The organism is Xanthomonas sp. NCPPB 901 (genome assembly GCF_056725085.1).
The window spans coordinates 2,638,880-2,659,689 of sequence record NZ_CM161511.1; the positions used below are offsets into that span (position 1 = coordinate 2,638,880).

Here is a 20,810-nt window from a genome sequence, read left to right on the forward strand (position 1 = left end):
AGATGCGCCCAGTCCGCGCCATCGCATGTCGGAATAGTGTCGGATTCTGCCCGCGTCGACCACTCCGTCTGCTTTCCAGACAGCTTCCTAAGCGCCCGCCAACGAGAACCACAGCACCGCTCAATTTCCGCCCGCCATGTCGATATCCAGGCAGTGGCAGCGCATCGCCATGACACATCGCATGGCTGGCCTGCCAGCACCTGCGACCCCGACTCCTCCTGTTCCCCCGAAAGGTCGGTTATGAACGCACTTCTGCAACGCTACAACGTCGGCCGGCGCCTGGGCATGGCGTTCGGCATCCTCATCCTGCTGTCCGGCGTGCTGGTCGCCATGGGCTTGCTGACCATGACCAGGGCGCATCGCGAACTGGACAGCATCGTCAACGGCAACATGGAGAAGGTCCGGCTCTCCAACGAGATGCTGGATGCCAACACCAATGTGCAGATCGGGCTACTGGCCATCAGCATCGTCCAGGGCGATGCGGCCAACCAGAAGATGCTGAACATCGTGAAGACCAACCGGGCGCGCTACAAGGCCGCGCACGATGCGCTGTCGGCGATGCCGGCAAGTGCGCGCGAACACCAGGCCATGGCCGTGATCCAGGCCGCGCGGACGCGGTCGATGCAACTCAACGACCAGGTGCTGGCACTGGGCGAAAAGGACCAGAACGCGCAGGCGCAGGCGCTGTTGCTCGGCGATGCGTCGGTGGCGATGGAGAAGCAGCAGGCGGCGATCCGCGCCAATGCCGATCTGCAGCGGCGCCTGAGCCAGGACGCTTATACGGCGTCCTCGGCGGCGATGGCGCGCGGCCGCATCGTCCTGATCGCCGGCGGCCTCGCCGTCCTGCTGGTCAGCGGCCTGCTGGGGTGGACCATCACCCGCAGCCTGACCGGACCGCTGCGCCGCGCCACCCGCGCCGCCGAAGCCATCGCCGACGGGCGCCTGGACAACGACGTGACCACCGACGCGCACGACGAACCCGGCCGCCTGCTGCTGGCGATGGGCCGCATGCAGACCCAGTTGCAGCGCTTCTCCGGCGAAACCGCGCGGATGATCGAGCTGCATGCCGACAAGGACATGCGCCACCGCATGCCGCAGGACTTCCCTGGCGTGTATGGCGAGCTGAGCAAGGGCATCAACACCATGATGTTCGAGCACCTGGACGCCATCGTCGACGCCATCGGCGTGCTCAACGAGTACGCCAACGGCGACCTGCGCCGCGACGCGCGTCGCCTGCCCGGCAGCCGCGCGGTACTGCACGAATCGATGGATGCGGCCAAGGCCAGCCTGCTGGCGATCAATACCGAGATCAAGCGCCTGGCGGCGGCCGCCGCGGCCGGCGACTTCAGCGCCCGCGGCGATGCAGCGCACTTCCAGCACGACTTCCGGCTGATGGTGCAGGACCTCAACGCGATGATGGAGGTCAGCGACCGCAACCTGGGCAAGCTGTCTTCGCTGCTGCAGGCCATCGCCGCCGGCGACCTGACCGCGCGCATGGAAGGCGAGTTCCATGGCGTGTTCGCCACCATGCGCGACGACGCCAACGCCACCGCCGACCAGTTGACCGGCATCGTCGGCCGCATCCAGACCGCGGCGGTCAGCATCAACGCCGCCGCCAGCGAGATCGCCACCGGCAACGACGACCTGTCGCGCCGCACCGAACAGCAGGCCGCCAGCCTGGAAGAGACCGCCGCCTCGATGGAAGAGCTGACCTCCACCGTCAAGCAGAATGCCGAGCACGCCCGTCAGGCCAACCAGTTGGCGGTGGGGGCGGCCGCGGTGGCCGCACAGGGCGGCAGCGTGGTCGACCAGGTCGTCCAGACCATGAGCGGCATCGAGGCCTCCTCGAAGAGGATCGCCGACATCATCGGCGTCATCGACGGCATCGCGTTCCAGACCAACATCCTGGCGCTCAACGCCGCGGTGGAAGCCGCCCGCGCCGGTGACCAGGGCCGGGGCTTCGCCGTGGTCGCCAGCGAGGTGCGCAGCCTCGCCCAGCGCTCGGCCGGTGCCGCCAAGGAAATCAAGACATTGATCGACGACTCCGTCGGCCGCGTCGCCACCGGCTCGGCATTGGTCGGCCAGGCGGGCCACACCATGCAGGAGATCGTCGCCTCGGTGCAGCGCGTCACCGACATCATGGGCGAGATCTCGGCGGCCTCGCAGGAACAGTCGGCCGGTATCGAGCAGGTCAACCAGACCGTCACCCAGATGGACGAGACCACCCAGCAAAACGCCGCCCTGGTGGAAGAAGCCACCGCCGCGGCGCGGTCGATGGAGGAACAGGCCGTGCAACTGAGCGATGCGGTGGCGCTGTTCAAGATCGACCGTGTTGCTACGACCGCGCGGCCGCCAGCGGTCCGCGCGGTGCCGGCCAAGCCGGCGGGCCGGAGCGCGACCAAGGCCGGCCCGACGCCGCAACCGGCCGCACGCCGCGCAGTCGTGGCCGCCGCCAGCAACGGCGACGCCTGGCAGGAGTTCTGAGGCCACATTGGCCAGGCCCCTGCGGTCTGGCCACCACGCCCGTACATGCGGCACAGCCGCCATTTTGGGCCCGATCGAACGCCGGCGGCGCGGACACGCGCAGCCGGCGACGGCCGGTCCGACCCTTACTAGGCCCCATCGCTCGCGGCACGCCGGTGCGGAACCGCCCCGCGTTTCCCCACTCCGATGACGCGCCCGTCGATACCGAACGACGCCGGGCAAGCGACGCCTGCTGCAGGCCCCGCGTGCGAAGGCGGCATACCGTCCCCCTCTGGGGCGAGGGTGGATGGCCGCATGCAGGTCGCCGCGCCGGTCACGGCCGCCCCGGCATCGCTTCGCGCTGCCCCATGAACACCAGGACCATGCCGCCGCGCGCGGATCGCGCAAGGACCTGCCTCGCGGCTGCATCCGCACAAGCGCGTACCGCGTATGTCCTGCCCGATCGAGCTCGCGGTGGCACACGTAACACGGTGCCGGCGTAATTCGGCGGCCATCACAGATTCAAAGTTTCCTCCGTGGCGGCCGCTAAAGATCTGCCCGGCCCGGTCGAGCGCTGCCAATCCCATTGCAGACGCGCATCCGGGCCAGGCGAGGTTCGACGGTCGTCCGGTTCCACCCGTATTCCCACGGCATGCATTCCCTATGGAGCGCCTGCCTTCCTTCGCTCTCCCTCAGAGACCCGCGCAATGACGTCGCCCCCCGCGAACAACGCCGCTCCGCCCGCCTCCGAACGCCGCTCCCGCTGGCGGGTCTGGCACGACCTTCCCATTGCGCGCAAGCTCAGCCTGATCGGCGTGCTGGCCCTGATCGGGCTGGTGATTCCCCTGCTGCTGTACACCCGCACGCTCAACGACGGCGTGGAAGTGAGCCGCGCCGAGCTGCGCAGCTATGCGCCCTTGCGCCAGATGCTGACGCTGCTGGCGGCCCTGCAGGAAGAACAAGTCGGCGGCGCCGCCGACGCGGCGCAGGCACGCGCCAGCGCCGACCGTGCGCTGCGCGAACTGCAGCGGACCGTGCCGGCCCTGCCCGGCTTCGAGCGCAGCACGGCGGCGCTGGCGCGGTTGCAGCAGACCTTGCAGACCCGGCGCAACGACTCCGCGACGGTCGCCGACCAGGCCGACGACGCGCTGGACGCCCTGCGCGACGACAGCCAGCTGGTGTATACGCCGTACGTGGAAAGCTACCACCTGGTGGTCAGCAGCCTGATCTACGCGCCGGTCACCAGCAGCACCCTGACCCGCCTGGATGCGATGCGCGCCCCATCCCAGGCCGGCGCCGAACTGCCGATCCTGCGCGCGCAGATCGCCGAGCTCGCGCGCGACCACGCACGCCTGCGGCATGAGCTGAAGAAGGCCCTGGGCCTGCTCGAGCAACCGGACCCGGCGCTGGCGCGCGCCGTCGCCGCCGAGGCCGCCGTCGCCGATCGCGCCCTGCCGCAGCTGGCGCAGGCCCTGGATGGCGGCGGCGCCGATGCCGATCAGCGCTGGAACGCGGCCCTGCACGGCTGGGACGCGGCCTTGCACGGCCTCAGCGCCACCGCGCTGCAGGCACTGCAACGCCAGTCGCAGCGGCACCTGGACGCCTCGTTGCAGGCGATGTGGACCGCAGTGGCCGGGCTCAGCCTGCTGACGCTGCTGATCGCGGCGGTGTGCGTGCATACCCTGAGCACCCTCACCCGCAACGTGCGCCGCGCCGCCGGGGTCGCCGCCGACATCGCCCAGGGACGCCTGGATGCCCGGATCGTGGTGCCAAGCCGCGACGAAAGCGGGCGCCTGCTGGCCGACATGCAGCGCATGCAGCAGCAACTGCGCGAGGTATTGGCCGCACAGACCGAGATGGCGCGGCGCCACGATGCGGGCCAGACCAGCTACCGCATGGACGAAAGCCTGTTCCCCGGCGACTACGGGCGCATGGTCCGCGACAGCAATGCCCTGTCCGCCGCGCACATCGCGGTGACCGAGCGCCTGGCGCAGATCATGGGCCGCTACGCCATCGGCGACCTGTCCGAGGACATGGACCGGCTGCCCGGCGAGAAGGCCGCGCTCACCGAGACCATGGACACGGTCAAGCGCAACCTGACCGCGATGAACCGCGAGATCAAGCATCTGGCCGGGGCGGCTGCCGCAGGCGATTTCAGCGTGCGTGGCGACACCGAGCGCTTCCAGTACGACTTCCGGCTGATGGTCGACAGCCTCAACCAGCTGATGGCCACCGCCGACGGCAACCTGCAGGCGCTGTCGGCCCTGCTGCAGTCCATCGCCGCCGGCGACCTGACCGCGCGCATGCACGGCGACTTCCAGGGCGTGTTCGCGGCGATGCGCGACGACGCCAATGCCACCGCCGAACAACTGGCGGCGATCGTGGCGCGCATCCAGACCGCCGCGGTCAGCATCAACGGCGCCGCCAGCGAGATCGCCGCCGGCAACGACGACCTCTCGCGCCGCACCGAACAGCAGGCCGCCAGCCTGGAAGAAACCGCCGCATCGATGGAGGAACTGACCTCCACCGTGAAGCAGAACGCCGAGCGCGCACGCCAGGCCAACCAGCTCGCCAGCGGTGCGGCCGCGGTGGCCTCGCAGGGCGGCGCGGTGGTCGGCCAGGTGGTCCAGACCATGAGCGGCATCGAGGCCTCCTCCAAGAAGATCGCCGACATCATCAGCGTGATCGACGGCATCGCGTTCCAGACCAATATCCTGGCGCTCAACGCCGCGGTGGAAGCCGCGCGCGCCGGCGAACAAGGCCGCGGCTTCGCCGTCGTCGCCAGCGAAGTGCGCACCCTGGCGCAGCGCTCGGCCAACGCCGCCAAGGAGATCAAGGGCCTGATCGACGCCTCGGTGAGCCAGGTGGCCAAGGGCTCGACCCTGGTGCGCCAGGCCGGCCAGACCATGACCGAGATCGTCGCCTCGGTGCAGCGCGTGACCGACATCATGGGCGAGATCTCGGCCGCCTCGCAGGAGCAGTCGGCCGGCATCGAGCAGGTCAACCAGACCGTCACCCAGATGGACGAGACCACCCAGCAGAACGCCGCGCTGGTGGAGGAAGCCACCGCCGCCGCGCGCTCGATGGAGGAACAGGCCGGCCAACTGCGCCAAGCGGTGGCGGTATTCAAGGTGGAGGCGGCGCCCTCGGCCCGCGCGCCGACGCTGCCGTCCGCGCGCAGGCCGGCTCACGCAGCCGCCTGAGCCGGCCCGCGCGGCCGCCGGTCTCCACCCGCTCTGCCCCCGGCCAACGCAATGCTTGCGCCGGGCGGCAAGGCGCACGGCCCGATCGGCCGCGGCCGTTCTGCGGCCGATCGCGTTTCCAGGCGCGTAAGTCAGCGCTTGCGAGCGAAAGCGCCGTCAGCGTCGTTACCACACAGTGAATTGTGATGAATGCAACCTTAAGGAACCAGGCGCACTGTCGATAACGTGAAAAGCCGGTGCGTGCCGGCGTCACGCTGGCCGATCTTCCATGCCGCAGGCACGTTCCGCCACGACGCCCCGTCCGCGACGTCTCGCCCGCCTGCCATGGGGACTGGTGCTGCTGGTGCTCTGGAGCATCTGGGCGGCGAGCCAGCTGGTCGCGCTCGCCACGCCGCCACCGGCCGACAGTGCCGAGGCCATTCGCGCGCGCCTGCTGGCCTTCGCCCCCATCACCCGCACCGCCGGCCAGGCCGTGGCGTTCCGCCTGCGCATCGCCGGCTGCGCATGCGCCGCGCCTGCGGCGCTCGCGCTGCCAGGCGTCCACAGCGTCGACCTGCGCGACCGACCGGCGCCGCCGGCGTTGCCTTATCCGCTTATCGTCCTCGACGCGCAGTCGCGCCTGATCTATGCGGGTCCGGCGCAACTGGCCGGATGCGGCACGCCGATCGCCGCCGCGGCGCTGATCTCGCGACTGCTGGCCACCAGCGGCGCCTCGCCGCTGATCTCTCCCGCCCAGTGCGGATGTCCCCCCGACTCCAAGGAACCCTTCGCATGAGCGCCTCGCCTACCCAAGGCAGTTTTCTCGTCGGCAACGAGCGCTACGTCTACCTGCAGGAACTCGCCGCACAGGCCGACCGGCTGTTCGTGGCGGTGGCCGCGCTGGCCACCCTCGCCAGCCTGGCCGCTGCCTGGCATCAGGGTGCGTGGACGCCGTGGCTGGCGGTCAGCCTGCCGACCCTGGCCGTGGTCGCCCTGCAGGTGAAGCTGCATCCGGGCAGCCTGCTGAGCCGCTGCACCGTGGCACTGGGTCTGATGGTGCTGGCGGCGACGCTGATCCAGCAGGCCGGCGGCATGATCGAGGTGCACTTCGGCGTCATCCTGCTGATCGCGCTGCTGCTGTACTACCGCGATTGGCGGCCGATCGTGGTCGCGTCCGCGGCGATCGCCGTGCATCACGTGCTGTTTTTCTGGCTACAGCACCGCGGCCTGCCGGTCCGCGTGTTCGCCGCCGAGGCCGGCATCGGCATCCTGGCGATCCACGCGCTGTACGTGGCGGTGGAGGCGGCGATCCTGGTGCCGATGGCGGTGCAGATGCGCCGGCAACTGCTGGACGTGGGCCACGATCCGCACGACCTGGCGCAGGCCGCGCGCGCCATCGCCCAGCAGCAGCCACTGCCGGCCGCGATCCGCACGCTGGCCCTGCCGGAAGGCTCCATCGCCCACACCCTGGTGGCGGCCAACGCGCAACTGCTGCGCAGCCGCGAGCAGGACAGCGAGGCCCAGCGCGAGACCCTGCGCATCCGCAGCGCACTGGACGACGTCACCACCAACGTGATGATCGCCGACGCCGAGCGCCGCATCGTCTACGTCAACCGCCCGCTGCTGCAGATGCTCAGCGAGGTGCAGGAGGACCTGCGCCGCGACCTGCCCCAGTTCGATGCCAGCACCCTGCTGGGCAAGACCATCGACGTGTTCCACCGCCATCCCGAACACCAGGCGCGCATGCTCGCCGAGCTCAAGGGCACCCACCGCGCACAGATCCGCGTCGGCGGCCACACCATGCGCCTGATCGTCAATCCGGTCACCGACGCCGCCGGCAACCGGCTGGGCTTCGTGGTGGAATGGGCCGACCGCACCGAAGAGGTCGCGGTGGAAGAGGAGATCGCTGGCATCGTGCGCGGCGCGGTCGCCGGCGACCTCGGCGGGCGTATCCGCCTGGACAACAAGCACGGCTTCCTGCTGCAGCTGGGCGAACAGATCAATGCCATGCTCGCCGCCGGCGCCGCCGGCCTGGGCCACATCCAGCAGCTGCTGCGCGCCCTCGCCGAAGGCGACCTGTCGCGGCGCATCGACGCCGACCTGCAGGGCGTCTACGCAACCATGAAGGACGATGCCAACGCCACCGCCGCGCAACTGTCGGCGATCGTGCGGCAGATCCAGGGCGCCTCCGACGCGATCAACACCGCCGCCGGCGAGATCGCCGCCGGCAACGACGACCTGTCGCGCCGCACCGAGCAGCAGGCCGCCAGCCTGGAGGAAACCGCCGCCTCGATGGAGGAGCTGACCTCCACCGTCAAGCAGAACGCCGAGCATGCGCACCAGGCCAACCAGTTGGCGGTTGGCGCGGCGACGGTCGCCTCGCAGGGCGGCAGCGTGGTCGGCCAGGTGGTCCAGACCATGAGCGGGATCGAGGCCTCCTCCAAGAAGATCGCCGACATCATCTCGGTGATCGACGGCATCGCCTTCCAGACCAATATCCTGGCCTTGAACGCGGCGGTGGAAGCCGCGCGTGCCGGCGAACAGGGCCGCGGCTTCGCCGTGGTCGCCAGCGAGGTGCGCACGTTGGCGCAGCGTTCGGCCGGCGCCGCCAAGGAGATCAAGGACCTGATCGGCGACTCGGTGACCCGCGTCACCGAAGGCTCGGCCCTGGTCGACCAGGCCGGCTCCACCATGCGGGAGATCGTGGCCTCGGTGCAGCGCGTCACCGACATCATGCGCGACATCGCCGCGGCCTCGCAGGAGCAGTCGGCCGGCATCGAGCAGGTCAACCAGACCGTCGCGCAGATGGACGAGGCGACCCAGCAGAATGCCGCCCTGGTCGAGGAAGCCAGCGCCAGCGCCCGCTCGATGGAACAGGAGGCCGGCGCCCTGGCGCGCGCCGTGGCATCCTTCACCCTGGAGCAGCGCCCGCCGCTGAGCGCGGCCGCCGGCGGCAAGGTGCAGCCGGCCTACAAAAACGTCCTGCTCAGCCGATAGCATGCGTGTGGCGGCTCGACGCAGCGCCGCCCCACCCACCTCCAGTCCCCGTCTCCACCATGGCCGAAGGCACTCCCAGCGACTCCCCTGCCCCGACTTCGCCGGAAGAAGAAGCGGAGGACGACCGTTTCCTGCTGACCAAGCCGCGGCAGATCCGCCAGTTGCTGCAGTCGCTGATCCAGCAGCGTTCGCAGGTCAGCGCGCACGTGGGCGGTCGCGACCAGGCCTTCTCGACCGCGCTGCTGGAGCTGGACGAGGACAGCGTGCTGCTGGACTTGAGCGTCAACGAAGCCTCCAACCGCGCCGCCGAACAGGCCGACTACCTGCTGTGCTTCGCCCAGTTGGACAGGGTGCGGTTGCGCTTTCGCATCGAAGGCCCGCAACGCACCGACCACAACGGCCAGTCCGGCTTCCGCGCACCGCTGCCCGAATCGCTGTACTACCTGCAGCGGCGCGAGCATTTCCGCCTGGAGACGCCGATCACCGAGTCGCCGCTGTGCGTGCTGCGGATCGAGGACGACGCCGGCCTGGTCGAACTGAAGCTGCGCGTGGTGGACATCAGCGGCGGCGGCCTGGCGGTGGCGCTGGTAGAGGGCCAGCCGATGCCGCAACTGCAGCAGAGCTACCCCAACTGCGTGCTGCAGCTGCCCGACGCCGATCCCATCCGGCTGACCCTGCAGGTCTGCAACATGTATGTCTCCAAGCTCGCCAACGGCCAGGACACGCTGCGGGTCGGCATGCGCTTCCTGGACCTGCCGCGCGGCGCCGATGCGGCGATCCAGCGCTACGTGTTCCGGATCGAGCGCCAGCGCAGCGCCCGCAAGAGCGGCGTGCTTTCCTGAACGCCGGACCCGGCCAGTCGATCGGGTCTAAAGTTCGGCGGCGCCGCGCCGATCTAGCATCAGAGTCGCGCTTTCCCCTCTCACGCCACCATCCGCAATCCCGTGCGCACCAGGAGCACACGATGAACGACAAGACCACCTCCACCTCCGGCGCCACCGGCGGCGAATTCCTCAGCTTCACCCTCGGCGAAGAACACTACGGCGTGGATATCCTCAAAGTGCAGGAAATCCGCGGCTACGACTCGGTCACCCGGGTCCCGGACGCCCCCGAGTACATCAAGGGCGTGATCAACCTGCGCGGCACCATCGTGCCGGTGATCGACCTGCGCCTGAAGCTGCGCCTGAAGGAAGCCCGTTACGACGCCTTCACGGTGATGATCGTGCTCAACGTCGAGAACCGCGTGGTCGGCATCGTCGTGGACAGCGTCTCCGACGTGATCCCGCTGAACGCAGAGCAGATCCGCCCCACCCCCGAGTTCGGCGCGGCGGTCGACACCCGCTTCATCTCCGGCATCGGCACCCAGGACGACAAGATGTTGATCCTGCTGGATATCGAGACCCTGCTCGACAGCGCCGAGTTCGGCCAGCAGCACGCCCACGTCGACGAGGCAGCCTGAGCCCGGCCGCCACGGCGGCCGCCCGACGCAAGAAGAACCCGCCTCACGGCGGGTTTTTTATTTGAAATGCGAACTACTTATCACTTGCTCGAATCAAGTTCCCCGACTTCACGCCGATAGCTGAAGGGTGGCTAGCCATCACGCAGCCCTCACTTCATCCCCCGTTCTCAAGGAGTCGCCCCATGAAACCGAACTTTCCCATGCTGCTGGTCCTGCTGCTCGCCGCCAGCCCCAGCACCTTCGCCCAGTCCCAGCAGATGATCCCGCCGGAAATGGCCACCCGTTTCGTCGGCAAGGACGGCATGGTCTGCGGCAAGGTCGAGAAAGCCAAGTACGCGCAGAACTCCGAAGGCGAGCCGACCTTCCTGTACATGGGCGGCATGTTCCCGCGCCACACCTTCTCCGCCCGCATCGCCGGCGCCGACCGCAGCAAGTTCGGCTTCCCGCCGGAGACCCTGGAAGGCAAGGACGTGTGCGTGATCGGCAAGATCGAGCGCGACAGCTCGCGCGCCGAAATCCAGGTCAGCGCGCCGTCCAGCCTGAAGCTGGCCACCATCAAGTAAGCCCGGACGCCGCCGTGCTGGACCCGTGCAGGCGGTCCGGCGCGGCGGCGTTTGCCGTTCTCTCCCCTTGCCGCCCCCTCCGAATTACGGGAAACGCGCTCATGCAGTGGATAAAAGATCTCAAGGTGATGCCCAAGCTGATGCTGGCGTTCGGCGTCGTACTGGCGTTGATGCTCATCCAGGGTGTGGCCGCCTATCGCGGTCTGAACTCGCTCAATGGCGTGACCGGCAACCTCTCGTCGCAGGTCGTGCCGAGCGTGCGCACCGGCGGCGAAATGCGCGGCATCCTGGGCGAGTACCGCAACGCGGCCTACCAGAGCCTGATCCGCAGCAGCGATGCGCTGAAGAAGGAATCGGCCGCGCGCTCGGTCGAGCTGAAGAAGCAGTTGGACAAGATCCTGGCCGACTATCCGCCCAAGATCGGCAGCCCGCAGGAAAAGAAGATCTACGAGCGGCTGGTGGCCGACTGGAAGAAGGCCAGCGCCTCCTACCAGTCCGTCAACGAAATGCTGCAGCTGGACCTGCATGACGACGCCATCGACACCTTCACCGGCGAGACCCGCACCCTGCACAACAAGGTCGTGGACGACGTCGTGGCCCTGATCGCGGAGAACGACCGCCAGGCCAAGGTCGCCGCCGACGCCGCCAGCGGTACCTACCGCAAGGCCTCCGCGACCCTGCTGATCTGTCTGCTGATCGGCCTGGGCGCGGCGATCGGCATGGCCTTCCTGTTCGGGCGGATGCTGGCCAACAGCGTGCGCGACGCGGTCAAGGTGGCCAGCGATGTCGCCGGCGGCAAGCTCGACGGGCACATCGATGCCAGTGGCAAGGACGAAATCGGCGAGCTGATGCAGGCGCTCAAGCGCATGCAGCAGGACCTGCGCGGGCGCATCGAGCGCGACGCCGCGGTCGCGTCCGAGAACCTGCGCATCCGCACCGCGCTGGACAATTCCTCGATCGGCATGTTCATCGTCGACCTGGACTACAACATCGTCTACGCCAACCCGTCGATGCAGGGCCTCACCGACAAGTACGCCGAGCAGATCCACTCGGTGGCGCCGGCCTTCGATTCGAGCCTGCCGCTGGTCGGCTCGCAGGTGACGGTGCTGGAGTACGGCAACCAGCACGATCCCAAGACCCTGGCGGAGCTGGAAAAGAAGGGCGTGATGGAGCGCGAGATGGCCTACGCCGACGCCCGCATCGCCCAGACCATCACCGCCATTCGCGACCAGCACGGCGCCCACATCGGCTTCGTCTGCGAATCGCGCGACCGCACCCTGGAAGCGCAGGTGGAGCAGGAAGTGGCCAAGATCGTGCGCGAGGCCGCCGCCGGCGACCTCAGCGGGCGTGTCGGCATCGAAGGCAAGCACGGCTTCTTCCTGCAGCTGGCGCAGCAGCTCAACGGCCTGCTGCAGGCCAATGGCGACAGCATCGGCGAAGTGTCCAAGCTGCTGACCGCGTTGTCGCAGGGCGACCTGACCGCGCGCATGCACGGCGACTTCCAGGGCGTGTTCGCGACCATGCGCGACGACGCCAACGCCACCGCCGCGCAGCTGGCGGCCATCGTCGGCCGCATCCAGCAGGCGGCGAACGCGATCAACGGCGCCGCCAGCGAGATCGCCGCCGGCAACGACGACCTGTCGCGCCGCACCGAGCAGCAGGCCGCCAACCTGGAAGAGACCGCCGCCTCGATGGAGGAACTGACCTCGACCGTGCGCCAGAACGCCGAGCACGCGCGCCAGGCCAACCAGCTCGCCGGCGGTGCCGCGACCGTGGCCTCGCAGGGCGGCAACGTGGTCGGCCAGGTGGTCCAGACCATGAGCGGCATCGAGGCCTCCTCGAAGAAGATCGCCGACATCATCTCGGTGATCGACGGCATCGCCTTCCAGACCAACATCCTGGCGCTCAACGCCGCGGTGGAAGCCGCGCGCGCCGGCGAGCAGGGCCGCGGCTTCGCCGTGGTCGCCAGCGAAGTGCGCACCCTGGCGCAGCGCTCGGCCAACGCCGCCAAGGAGATCAAGGGCCTGATCGACGCCTCGGTGAGCCAGGTGGCCAACGGCTCGACCCTGGTGCGCCAGGCCGGCCAGACCATGACCGAGATCGTCGCCTCGGTGCAACGCGTCACCGACATCATGGGCGAGATCGCCGCGGCCTCGCAGGAGCAGTCCGCCGGCATCGAGCAGGTCAACCAGACCGTCACCCAGATGGACGAGACCACCCAGCAGAACGCCGCGCTGGTGGAAGAAGCCACCGCCGCGGCGCGGTCGATGGAGGAACAGGCCGGCCAGCTGATCGAGGCCGTGTCGATCTTCCGTGTCGAGCAGTCGGCCCAGACCGCGGCGGCGCAGGTACCGCACGCCGTGGCCGCGCCGAAGCCGGCAGTGGCGGCGAAGAAGCCTGCGGCCGTGGCCTCCGCCAAGCCGGCGCCGGTGCGCGCCCGCAAGGTCGAGCCGGCGCTGGCCGATTCGGACTGGCAGGAGTTCTGAGACCGGCCCGGCCTGTCGCTGCATCCCCTCTCCCCGGCCTTCGCGCCGGGGATTTTTTTTCGCGGCTGCGCCAGCGCCGGGACTGTCTACGAATCGGTGGCGCCGCACGCTCAATTTCACCGTCCCCGGGGCCGTTAAACCTCAGGGAACCTCTCCAAGGATCAGGTCGATGTCGTCTCGCTCGTTGTTCACGCGTCTCTCGGATCTGCCGCTGCGCCGCAAGTTCCTGTGGCAGACCGTGTTGCTGGGTACCGGCATCGTGCTGCTGGCGGTGCTCGCCGCGCGGATGCAGTACCTGGACATCCGCAACACGCGCGAGCAGGCGTTGAAGAGCCAGATCGAGCTGGCGCTGGGGGTGGTGCGCGCCTATGCCGCCGAGGTGGACAAGGGCAACATGCCCCTGGCCGAGGCGCAGCGCACCGCCCTGCGCACCCTGGAGTCGATGCGCGCCCGCGACGGCGTGGATTACTTCTATGTGCACGACCTGCATCCGACCATGCTGATGCATCCCACCCGCCACGATCTGGTCGGCAAGGACATCGGCCAGGTGCTCAGCGCCGACGGCAAACCGGTCTTCCGCGAATTCGTGAAGGTGGCCGAGGCCGGCGGCGGCTATGTCGACTACCTTTGGCCCAAGCCCGGCAACGCCAAGCCGGTGGAGAAGGTCTCCTACAATGCCGCGTTCGCGCCCTGGCACTGGGTGATCGGCACCGGCGTGTACATGGACGACGTGCAGGCGCAGGCGCTGCTCTTCACCGGCTTGATGACCCTGGCCGGCGGCATCCTGGTGCTGCTCACCTTCGGCATCAACTGGCTGATCGGCAGTTCGGTGCTGCGCCCGGTGTCGCGCAGCCTGGAGGCGATCCGCGCGGTGTCGCGCGGCGACCTCAGCGTGCGCATCGACAATCCCGGCCGCGACGAGACCGGGGAGATGTTGCGCGCCACCGGCGAGATGATCACGATGCTGGAACGCTTCTCCAGCGAGACCGCGCGGATGGCGGTGCTGCACGCCGACAAGGACATGTCCCACCGCATGCCGGAGGATTTCCCCGGCGTGTACGGCGACCTGGCCGCCAGCATCAACCGCATGATGTTCGAGCACCTGGACGCCCTCGTCGACGCCATCGGCGTGCTCAACGAGTACGCCAACGGCGACCTGCGCCGCGACGCCCGCCGCCTGCCCGGTAGCCGCGCGCTGCTGCACGAGTCGATGGACGCGGCCAAGGCCAGCCTGCTGGCGATCAACACCGAGATCAAGCGCCTGGCCGCGGCGGCGGCGGCCGGCGATTTCAGCGCCCGCGGCGATGCCGGCCGCTTCCAGCACGACTTCCGGCTGATGGTGCAGGACCTCAACGCGATGATGGAGGTCAGCGACCGCAACCTGGACAAGCTGTCGACGCTGCTGCAGGCCATCGCCGCCGGCGACCTGAGCGTACGCATGCAGGGCGACTTCCACGGCGTGTTCGCGCGCATGCGCGCCGATGCCAATACCACCGCCGACCAGCTCGCCGACATCGTCGGCCGCATCCAGAGCGCGGCACGCAGCATCCACGGCGCCACCACCGAACTGGCCGCGGGCAACGAGGACCTGTCGCGCCGCACCGAACAGCAGGCCGCCAACCTGGAAGAGACCGCCGCCTCGATGGAAGAGCTGACCTCCACCGTCAAGCAGAATGCCGAGCACGCCCGCCAGGCCAACCAGCTCGCCACCGGCGCGGCCGCGGTGGCCTCGCAGGGCGGCCAGGTGGTCGGCCAGGTGGTCACCACCATGAACGGGATCGAGGCGTCCTCGAAGAAGATCGCCGACATCATCGGCGTCATCGACGGCATCGCCTTCCAGACCAACATCCTGGCGCTCAATGCGGCGGTGGAAGCCGCCCGCGCCGGCGAACAGGGCCGCGGCTTCGCCGTGGTCGCCAGCGAGGTCCGCACCCTCGCCCAGCGCTCGGCCGGCGCCGCCAAGGAGATCAAGACCCTGATCGACGACTCGGTGGGCCGCGTGACCGAAGGCTCGGCCCTGGTCGACCAGGCCGGCCGCACCATGCAGGAGATCGTCGCCTCGGTGCAGCGGGTGACCGACATCATCGGCGAGATCGCCGCGGCCTCGCAGGAGCAGTCGATGGGCATCGAGCAGGTCAGCCGCACCGTGGCGCAGATGGACCAGGCGATCCAGCAGAACGTGGCCGTGGTCGAGGAAGCCAGCGCCTCGGCACGGGCGCTCGAAGAGCAGGGCCGCCGGCTCGGCGAGGCGGCGGCGGTGTTCCGGCTGGACGCGGCGCCGATCGGCGCGAACGCTGGCGGCGCAGGCACGGCACGCGCGGCGACACGGCCGACCGCGCTGCGGCTGGTGCGCACCGCGGCCCCAACCAACGACGCCGATTGAGCGGCCTTACCGCTGCGATAGGAACCAACAGGCAGCAGGCGGCGATCCCCGCGTGGCGATTCAAGCAATCGCCGCGCTAGTCGATATCAGGATCACGCTGTGTGACCCGGGCATGACACCGCCTGGGCGCGACCGCGACCGTTCCGGGAGCACGTGATGCCTAGCCGCCGACATTCGCCATCGTCCAGCCTCCTGCGGCGGCGCCACGCCGCGGCCACCGGGCTGCCGCGGCCGTCATCCGCGTCGCGGCCCTGCCCGGCGCGGCGGACCCGCGCACGCACGGCCCGGGACGGCCTGGACCGGCACGGCGCCCTGGCGCTGGCCCGCCCTCGCCTCGCCTGCGTCGGCTGACCGCGCGGTCACCCTCGTCTTTTCCAACCGCCGCTGCACCTGGAATGCCCATGAACGTACTCGCGCACCTGAAAATCCGCGACAAGCTGATCTTCGCCTTCGCCTTGACCACGCTGCTGACGGTCGTGCTGGGGGGCTTTACCTACTCCCGCACCAACCAGTCCATCGCCGAACTCAAGCACATCCAGCACGACTGGATGCCGGCGACCCAGGCCCTGGCCGAGATCCGCGCGCATCTGGGCGAGTTCCGGACCTACGAACTGGCGCAACTGGGGCGCGCCGACGATCCGCAGGCCCAGGCCGACTACTTCAAGCGCATGCAGCAGGTGCGCGCCGAGGTGGCGAAGAACCAGCAGGTGATCGCGGCGATGATGCGCGACGCCAGGCAGGCACAGATGTACGCCGGCGTGCAGGAGACGCTCAAGGCCTATCTGCAGGCCAACGCCGAGATGGGCGCGGCGCTGCGCGCCGGCGACGTGGCGGGCGCGCAGACGATCTCCGACACCCGCTCGCGGGCGCTGCGCCGGACCCTGTTCGACCGCCTCGTGGCACTGACCCAGTACAACGTCGCCGCACTGAATCGGGAAATGGAGCGCGCCGACAGTCAGTTGGCCAACACCAAGATGCTGATCCTGGCGCTGCTCGGCCTGGCCGTGCTGTTCGCCGGCGTCACCGCCTGGCTGATCGCGCGCGGCATCGCCCGCCAGTTGCACGCGGCCAAGCGCCTGTCGCAGGCGGTGGCGCGCGGCGAACTGGAGGGGGCCACCTATCCGCACGGCAAGGACGAGATCGGCGAGCTGATGGAGGACATGCTGATCATGCGCTCGCGCATCCACGCCGTGATCCGCGCGCAGGACGACATGGCCCAACAGCACGCGCGCGGCACCATCAGCTACCGCATGGACGAGAACGCCTTCCCCGGCGAGTACGGACAGATGGTCAAGGGCACCAACGAACTGGTGGCCTCGCACATCGCGGTGAAGATGCGGCTGCTGCAGATCATCCAGCGCTACGCGATCGGCGACCTGTCCGAGGACATGGATCGCCTGCCCGGCGAAAAGGCCGTGCTCACCGAGACCATGGACATGGCCAAGCAGAACCTGACCGCGATGAGCGAGCAGATCAAGCAACTGGCGGAAGCCGCCGCGGCCGGTGCGTTCGGCACGCGCGGCGACCCGGACCGCTTCCAGTACGGCTTCCGCGCGATGGTGCAGGACCTCAACGCGATGATGGCGGTCAGCGACCGCAATCTGGGCGAGTTGTCGACCTTGCTGCAGTCCATCGCCGCCGGCGACCTGACCGCGCGCATGCACGGCGAGTTCCATGGCGTGTTCGGGCGCATGCGCGACGACGCCAACGCCACCGCCGCGCAGCTGGCGGCCATCGTCGGGCGCATCCAGGCCGCCGCCGCCAACATCAACGTCGCCTCCAACGAGATCGCCAGCGGCAACGGCGACCTGTCGCGCCGCACCGAGCAGCAGGCGGCGAACCTGGAACGCACCGCCGCCTCGATGGAGGAACTGACCTCCACCGTGAAGCAGAACGCCGAGTACGCCCGCCAGGCCAACCAGCTCGCGGCCGGCGCCGCCGCGGTGGCCTCGCAGGGCGGCGACGTGGTCGGCCAGGTGGTCACCACCATGAACGGGATCGAGGCATCCTCGAAGAAGATCGCCGACATCATCGGCGTCATCGACGGCATCGCCTTCCAGACCAACATCCTGGCGCTCAACGCGGCGGTGGAAGCCGCGCGTGCCGGCGAGCAGGGCCGCGGCTTCGCCGTGGTCGCCAGCGAGGTGCGCACCCTGGCCCAGCGCTCGGCCACCGCCGCCAAGGAAATCAAGACGCTGATCGACGAGTCGGTCGGCCGCGTCGCCGAAGGCTCGGCCCTGGTCGGCCAGGCCGGCCGCACCATGAGCGAGATCGTGACCTCGGTGCAGCGCGTCACCGACATCATGGGCGAGATCTCGGCGGCCTCGCAGGAGCAGTCCGCCGGCATCGAGCAGGTCAACCAGACCGTGGTGCAGATGGACGAGAGCACCCAGCAGAACGCCGCCCTGGTCAAGGAAGCCACCGCCGCGGCACGCTCGATGGAGGAACAGGCCGGCCAGTTGGGCGCGGCCATCGCCGCCTTCAAGCTGGACACCCACCACGGCGCGGCCGCCAACGCTCCGACCGCACGGCCCCCGGGCGCGCGGACCGGCCCGGCCCCGGTCCGCGCCAGACCCCGCCCGGCGGCGCGGTCGCGCCCGGCCGTGGCGGCCGCCAGCGAGGCCCAGTGGCAGGAGTTCTGAGTACGCCACCGCCGGCGGCCGTCGCCGACCGCCGGCTGTCAATTTCGTCCGCTCCCGGCCGATAACCCGATTGACCGACCCTCGCTGCGTACCATGGCCATCCAGACTCCCGCTTCGCCCTCCCCCGGTTCCGACAATCGCGACTTCGACTTCAGCGACCGCGATTTCAAGCGGGTCTGCGACCTCATCTATCAGAAGGCCGGCATCGCCCTGGCCCCAGCCAAGCGCGACATGGTCTACGGCCGGCTGTCGCGGCGCCTGCGGGTGCTGGGCCTGCGCTCGTTCCGCGACTACCTGGACTGGCTTGAGCGCGACGGCGGCGACGAATGGGAGGCGTTCACCAACGCGCTGACCACCAACCTGACCTCGTTCTTCCGCGAGCCGCACCATTTCGAACGGCTGCGCGAGGAACTGCAGAAGCATTCCGGCGCGGCGCCGCTGAAGATCTGGTCCTGCGCCTCGTCCACCGGCGAGGAGCCCTACTCGCTGGCGATCACCGCCTGCGAGGCCTTCGGTACGCTGACCCCGCCGGTGCGGATCCTGGCCACCGACGTCGACACCCAGGTGCTGGCGACCGCCTCGCGCGGCGTCTACGCGCTGGAACGCGTCGCCAGCCTGGACCCGGCGCTCAAGCGCAAGTATTTCCAGCGCGGCAGCGGCGCCAACGAAGGCCAGTGCCGGGTACTGCCGGCGCTGCGCGACCTGCTCGAGTTCCGCCAGCTCAACCTGCTGGAACCGCGCTACGACGTCGCCGGCCCGTACCTGGCGCTGTTCTGCCGCAACGTGATGATCTATTTCGACAAGCCCACCCAGCGCGGCATCCTGTCGCGGCTGATCCCGCACCTGGACGACGAGGGCATGCTCTACACCGGCCATTCGGAAAACTATCTGCACGCGGCCGACCTGATCCAGCCTTGCGGCCGCACGCTGTATCGCCGCGCGCAGAAGGATCGCTCATGACTGCCGCGGCGATGGCCCTGGACCAGGTGATGCGCTATCACGACACGCGCTTCCAGACGATGGCGGCCAAGCTGTTGCCGACCCAGTACCTGGTGGTGGACGACGACACCGCGCTGACCACCATCCTCGGTTCGTGCGTGGCCGCCTGCATCCGCGACCCACTGCTGAAGATCGGCGGCATGAACCACTTCATGCTGCCCGACGGCCAGAGCGGCGACGGCGCGCCGGCGCGCTACGGCAGCTATGCGATGGAAGTGCTGATCAACGACCTGCTCAAGCGCGGCGCCGCCCGCAACCGCCTGGAAGCCAAGGTGTTCGGCGGCGGCAACGTGCTCAAGGGCTTCACCAACAATCCTGTGGGCACGCGCAACGCCGATTTCGTGCTGAATTACCTCAAGGCCGAGCATATCCCGGTGGTGGCCGAGGATCTGCGCGGCATCCATCCGCGCAAGATCTGGTTCTTCCCCGGCACCGGCCGCGTGGTCGTGCAGCGCCTGCCGCATGCGCACGAGGAAGCCGAAATCGCCGCGGCCGAGTCGGCAGTGCGCGCCCGTCTCGCCAAAGCCCCCGTCACCGGCGCCGTGGAGTTGTTCGAATGAGCCTGGAAGCCCCTTGCCGTGTCCTGATCGTCGACGACTCCGCGGTCGTGCGGCAGATCCTCACCGAGATCCTGTCCGGCGCCGCTGGCGTGGAGGTGGTCGGCTCGGCCGCCGATCCGCTGCTGGCGCGCGAGAAGATCAAGCGCCTGAACCCGGACGTCATCACCCTGGACGTGGAAATGCCGCGCATGGACGGGCTGGCGTTCCTGGAAAACCTGATGCGGCTGCGGCCCACGCCGGTGGTGATGATCTCCTCGCTGACCGAACGCGGCGCCGACACCACCCTGCAGGCGCTGTCGCTGGGCGCGGTCGACTTCGTCTCCAAGCCCAAGCTCGACGTGGCCCGCGGGCTGGAGGAGTACGCCGAAGAGATCATCGCCAAGGTCAAGAACGCCGCCAAGGCCAAGGTCCGCGCGCTGGACCGGGCGGCCACGCCGAAGCCGGCGGGCGCCGCCACCGCCACGCCCGCCGCGGTGTCCTCGCTGAAGTTCCGCACCACCGACCGGCTGATCGCCATCGGCGCCTCCGCCGGCGGCACCGAGGCGCTGCGCGTGGTGCTGGAGGGCATGCCGGCCGACGCCCCGGCGGTGGTGATGACCCAGCATCTGCCGGCCGGCTTCAGCAGCGCCTTCGCCGACCGCCTCAACCGGCACTCGGCGATGGCCGTGCGCGAAGCCAGCGAAGGCGAAGCGATCCTGCCCGGCCATGCCTACCTGCCGCCCGGCGGCAAGCACCTGCAGGTGATCCGCGACGGTGCGCGCTGGCGCTGCAAGATCGACGACGGCCCGCCGGTCAACCGGCACAAGCCGGCGGTCGACGTGCTGTTCCAGTCGGTGGCGCGCAACGCCGGCGCCAACGCCATCGGCGCAATCCTCACCGGCATGGGCGACGACGGCGCCCGCGGCCTGCTGGAAATGCTGCAGGCCGGCGCCAGCACCCTGGTCCAGGACGAGGCCAGCAGCGTGGTCTGGGGCATGCCCGGCACCGCCTTCCGCCTGGGCGCGGCGCAGGAAGTGCTGCCGCTGGACAGGATCGCCGAACGCTTGATCGCCTTGTCCGCACAGGCCCGCTGACCG

General features: G+C 69.4%; 13 protein-coding genes. All 13 read left to right on the top strand.

Annotation, left to right across the window (positions count from 1 at the left end; translation table 11 throughout):
- Positions 1-240 precede the first annotated feature (240 nt).
- The 13 genes from AC1PME_RS11035 to AC1PME_RS11095 all read left to right on the top strand — a co-directional run bounded on the left by AC1PME_RS11035 (position 241) and on the right by AC1PME_RS11095 (position 20,807).
- Positions 241-2,484 (top strand): methyl-accepting chemotaxis protein, encoded by a 2,244-nt coding sequence (locus AC1PME_RS11035; protein ID WP_481095897.1) that lies wholly within the window; start codon positions 241-243, stop codon positions 2,482-2,484.
- Positions 2,485-3,170: 686 nt separating this feature from the next.
- A complete protein-coding gene (locus tag AC1PME_RS11040) occupies positions 3,171-5,666 on the top strand; it encodes a methyl-accepting chemotaxis protein (protein ID WP_481095898.1) in 2,496 nt (831 codons plus the stop codon).
- 334 nt (positions 5,667-6,000) lie between these two features.
- Entirely contained in the window at positions 6,001-6,441 is a 441-nt protein-coding gene (locus AC1PME_RS11045; RefSeq protein ID WP_481095899.1) for a hypothetical protein, read from the top strand.
- Complete coding sequence (locus AC1PME_RS11050) at positions 6,438-8,642, top strand: methyl-accepting chemotaxis protein (RefSeq protein ID WP_481095900.1); 2,205 nt, start codon at positions 6,438-6,440, stop codon at positions 8,640-8,642. Before AC1PME_RS11045 ends, AC1PME_RS11050 begins: the two co-directional genes overlap by 4 nt.
- 59 nt (positions 8,643-8,701) lie before the next feature.
- Positions 8,702-9,484, top strand: a complete 783-nt coding sequence (locus tag AC1PME_RS11055; RefSeq protein ID WP_307550633.1) for a flagellar brake protein — start codon at positions 8,702-8,704, stop codon at positions 9,482-9,484.
- A 122-nt stretch (positions 9,485-9,606) separates the two neighbouring features.
- Positions 9,607-10,101 carry a chemotaxis protein CheW gene (locus AC1PME_RS11060; RefSeq protein WP_254458082.1) on the top strand — a complete coding sequence of 165 codons (495 nt, stop codon included), beginning with the start codon at positions 9,607-9,609 and terminating at the stop codon, positions 10,099-10,101.
- Between the two features lie 182 nt (positions 10,102-10,283).
- Positions 10,284-10,664, top strand: a complete 381-nt coding sequence (locus tag AC1PME_RS11065; protein ID WP_254458083.1) for a hypothetical protein — start codon at positions 10,284-10,286, stop codon at positions 10,662-10,664.
- A gap of 101 nt (positions 10,665-10,765) precedes the next feature.
- Complete coding sequence (locus AC1PME_RS11070) at positions 10,766-13,150, top strand: methyl-accepting chemotaxis protein (protein WP_307550635.1); 2,385 nt, start codon at positions 10,766-10,768, stop codon at positions 13,148-13,150.
- A 169-nt stretch (positions 13,151-13,319) separates the two neighbouring features.
- Positions 13,320-15,533 carry a methyl-accepting chemotaxis protein gene (locus AC1PME_RS11075; protein WP_254458085.1) on the top strand — a complete coding sequence of 738 codons (2,214 nt, stop codon included), beginning with the start codon at positions 13,320-13,322 and terminating at the stop codon, positions 15,531-15,533.
- 401 nt (positions 15,534-15,934) lie between these two features.
- The gene (locus tag AC1PME_RS11080; RefSeq protein WP_481095901.1) at positions 15,935-18,175 is read left to right on the top strand and encodes a methyl-accepting chemotaxis protein; all 2,241 of its coding nucleotides are present in this window, start codon (positions 15,935-15,937) and stop codon (positions 18,173-18,175) included.
- Positions 18,176-18,268: 93 nt separating this feature from the next.
- Positions 18,269-19,135, top strand: a complete 867-nt coding sequence (locus tag AC1PME_RS11085; RefSeq protein ID WP_254458087.1) for a CheR family methyltransferase — start codon at positions 18,269-18,271, stop codon at positions 19,133-19,135.
- Positions 19,132-19,734 (top strand): chemoreceptor glutamine deamidase CheD, encoded by a 603-nt coding sequence (gene cheD, locus AC1PME_RS11090; protein ID WP_254458088.1) that lies wholly within the window; start codon positions 19,132-19,134, stop codon positions 19,732-19,734. The genes AC1PME_RS11085 and cheD overlap by 4 nt, the downstream gene beginning before the upstream one ends.
- A complete protein-coding gene (locus tag AC1PME_RS11095; protein WP_254458089.1) occupies positions 19,731-20,807 on the top strand; it encodes a protein-glutamate methylesterase/protein-glutamine glutaminase in 1,077 nt (358 codons plus the stop codon). Before cheD ends, AC1PME_RS11095 begins: the two co-directional genes overlap by 4 nt.
- The last annotated feature ends 3 nt before the right edge of the window (positions 20,808-20,810 follow it).

What these genes read in the sequence shown, in the direction of transcription:
- AC1PME_RS11035 (WP_481095897.1), top strand. Translation starts at nt 241, where the DNA reads ATGAACGCACTTCTGCAACGCTACAACGTCGGCCGGCGCCTGGGCATG.
- AC1PME_RS11040 (WP_481095898.1), top strand. Translation starts at nt 3,171, where the DNA reads ATGACGTCGCCCCCCGCGAACAACGCCGCTCCGCCCGCCTCCGAACGC.
- AC1PME_RS11050 (WP_481095900.1), top strand. Translation starts at nt 6,438, where the DNA reads ATGAGCGCCTCGCCTACCCAAGGCAGTTTTCTCGTCGGCAACGAGCGC.
- AC1PME_RS11055 (WP_307550633.1), top strand. Translation starts at nt 8,702, where the DNA reads ATGGCCGAAGGCACTCCCAGCGACTCCCCTGCCCCGACTTCGCCGGAA.
- AC1PME_RS11060 (WP_254458082.1), top strand. Translation starts at nt 9,607, where the DNA reads ATGAACGACAAGACCACCTCCACCTCCGGCGCCACCGGCGGCGAATTC.
- AC1PME_RS11065 (WP_254458083.1), top strand. Translation starts at nt 10,284, where the DNA reads ATGAAACCGAACTTTCCCATGCTGCTGGTCCTGCTGCTCGCCGCCAGC.
- AC1PME_RS11070 (WP_307550635.1), top strand. Translation starts at nt 10,766, where the DNA reads ATGCAGTGGATAAAAGATCTCAAGGTGATGCCCAAGCTGATGCTGGCG.
- AC1PME_RS11075 (WP_254458085.1), top strand. Translation starts at nt 13,320, where the DNA reads ATGTCGTCTCGCTCGTTGTTCACGCGTCTCTCGGATCTGCCGCTGCGC.
- AC1PME_RS11080 (WP_481095901.1), top strand. Translation starts at nt 15,935, where the DNA reads ATGAACGTACTCGCGCACCTGAAAATCCGCGACAAGCTGATCTTCGCC.
- AC1PME_RS11085 (WP_254458087.1), top strand. Translation starts at nt 18,269, where the DNA reads ATGGCCATCCAGACTCCCGCTTCGCCCTCCCCCGGTTCCGACAATCGC.
- cheD (WP_254458088.1), top strand. Translation starts at nt 19,132, where the DNA reads ATGACTGCCGCGGCGATGGCCCTGGACCAGGTGATGCGCTATCACGAC.
- AC1PME_RS11095 (WP_254458089.1), top strand. Translation starts at nt 19,731, where the DNA reads ATGAGCCTGGAAGCCCCTTGCCGTGTCCTGATCGTCGACGACTCCGCG.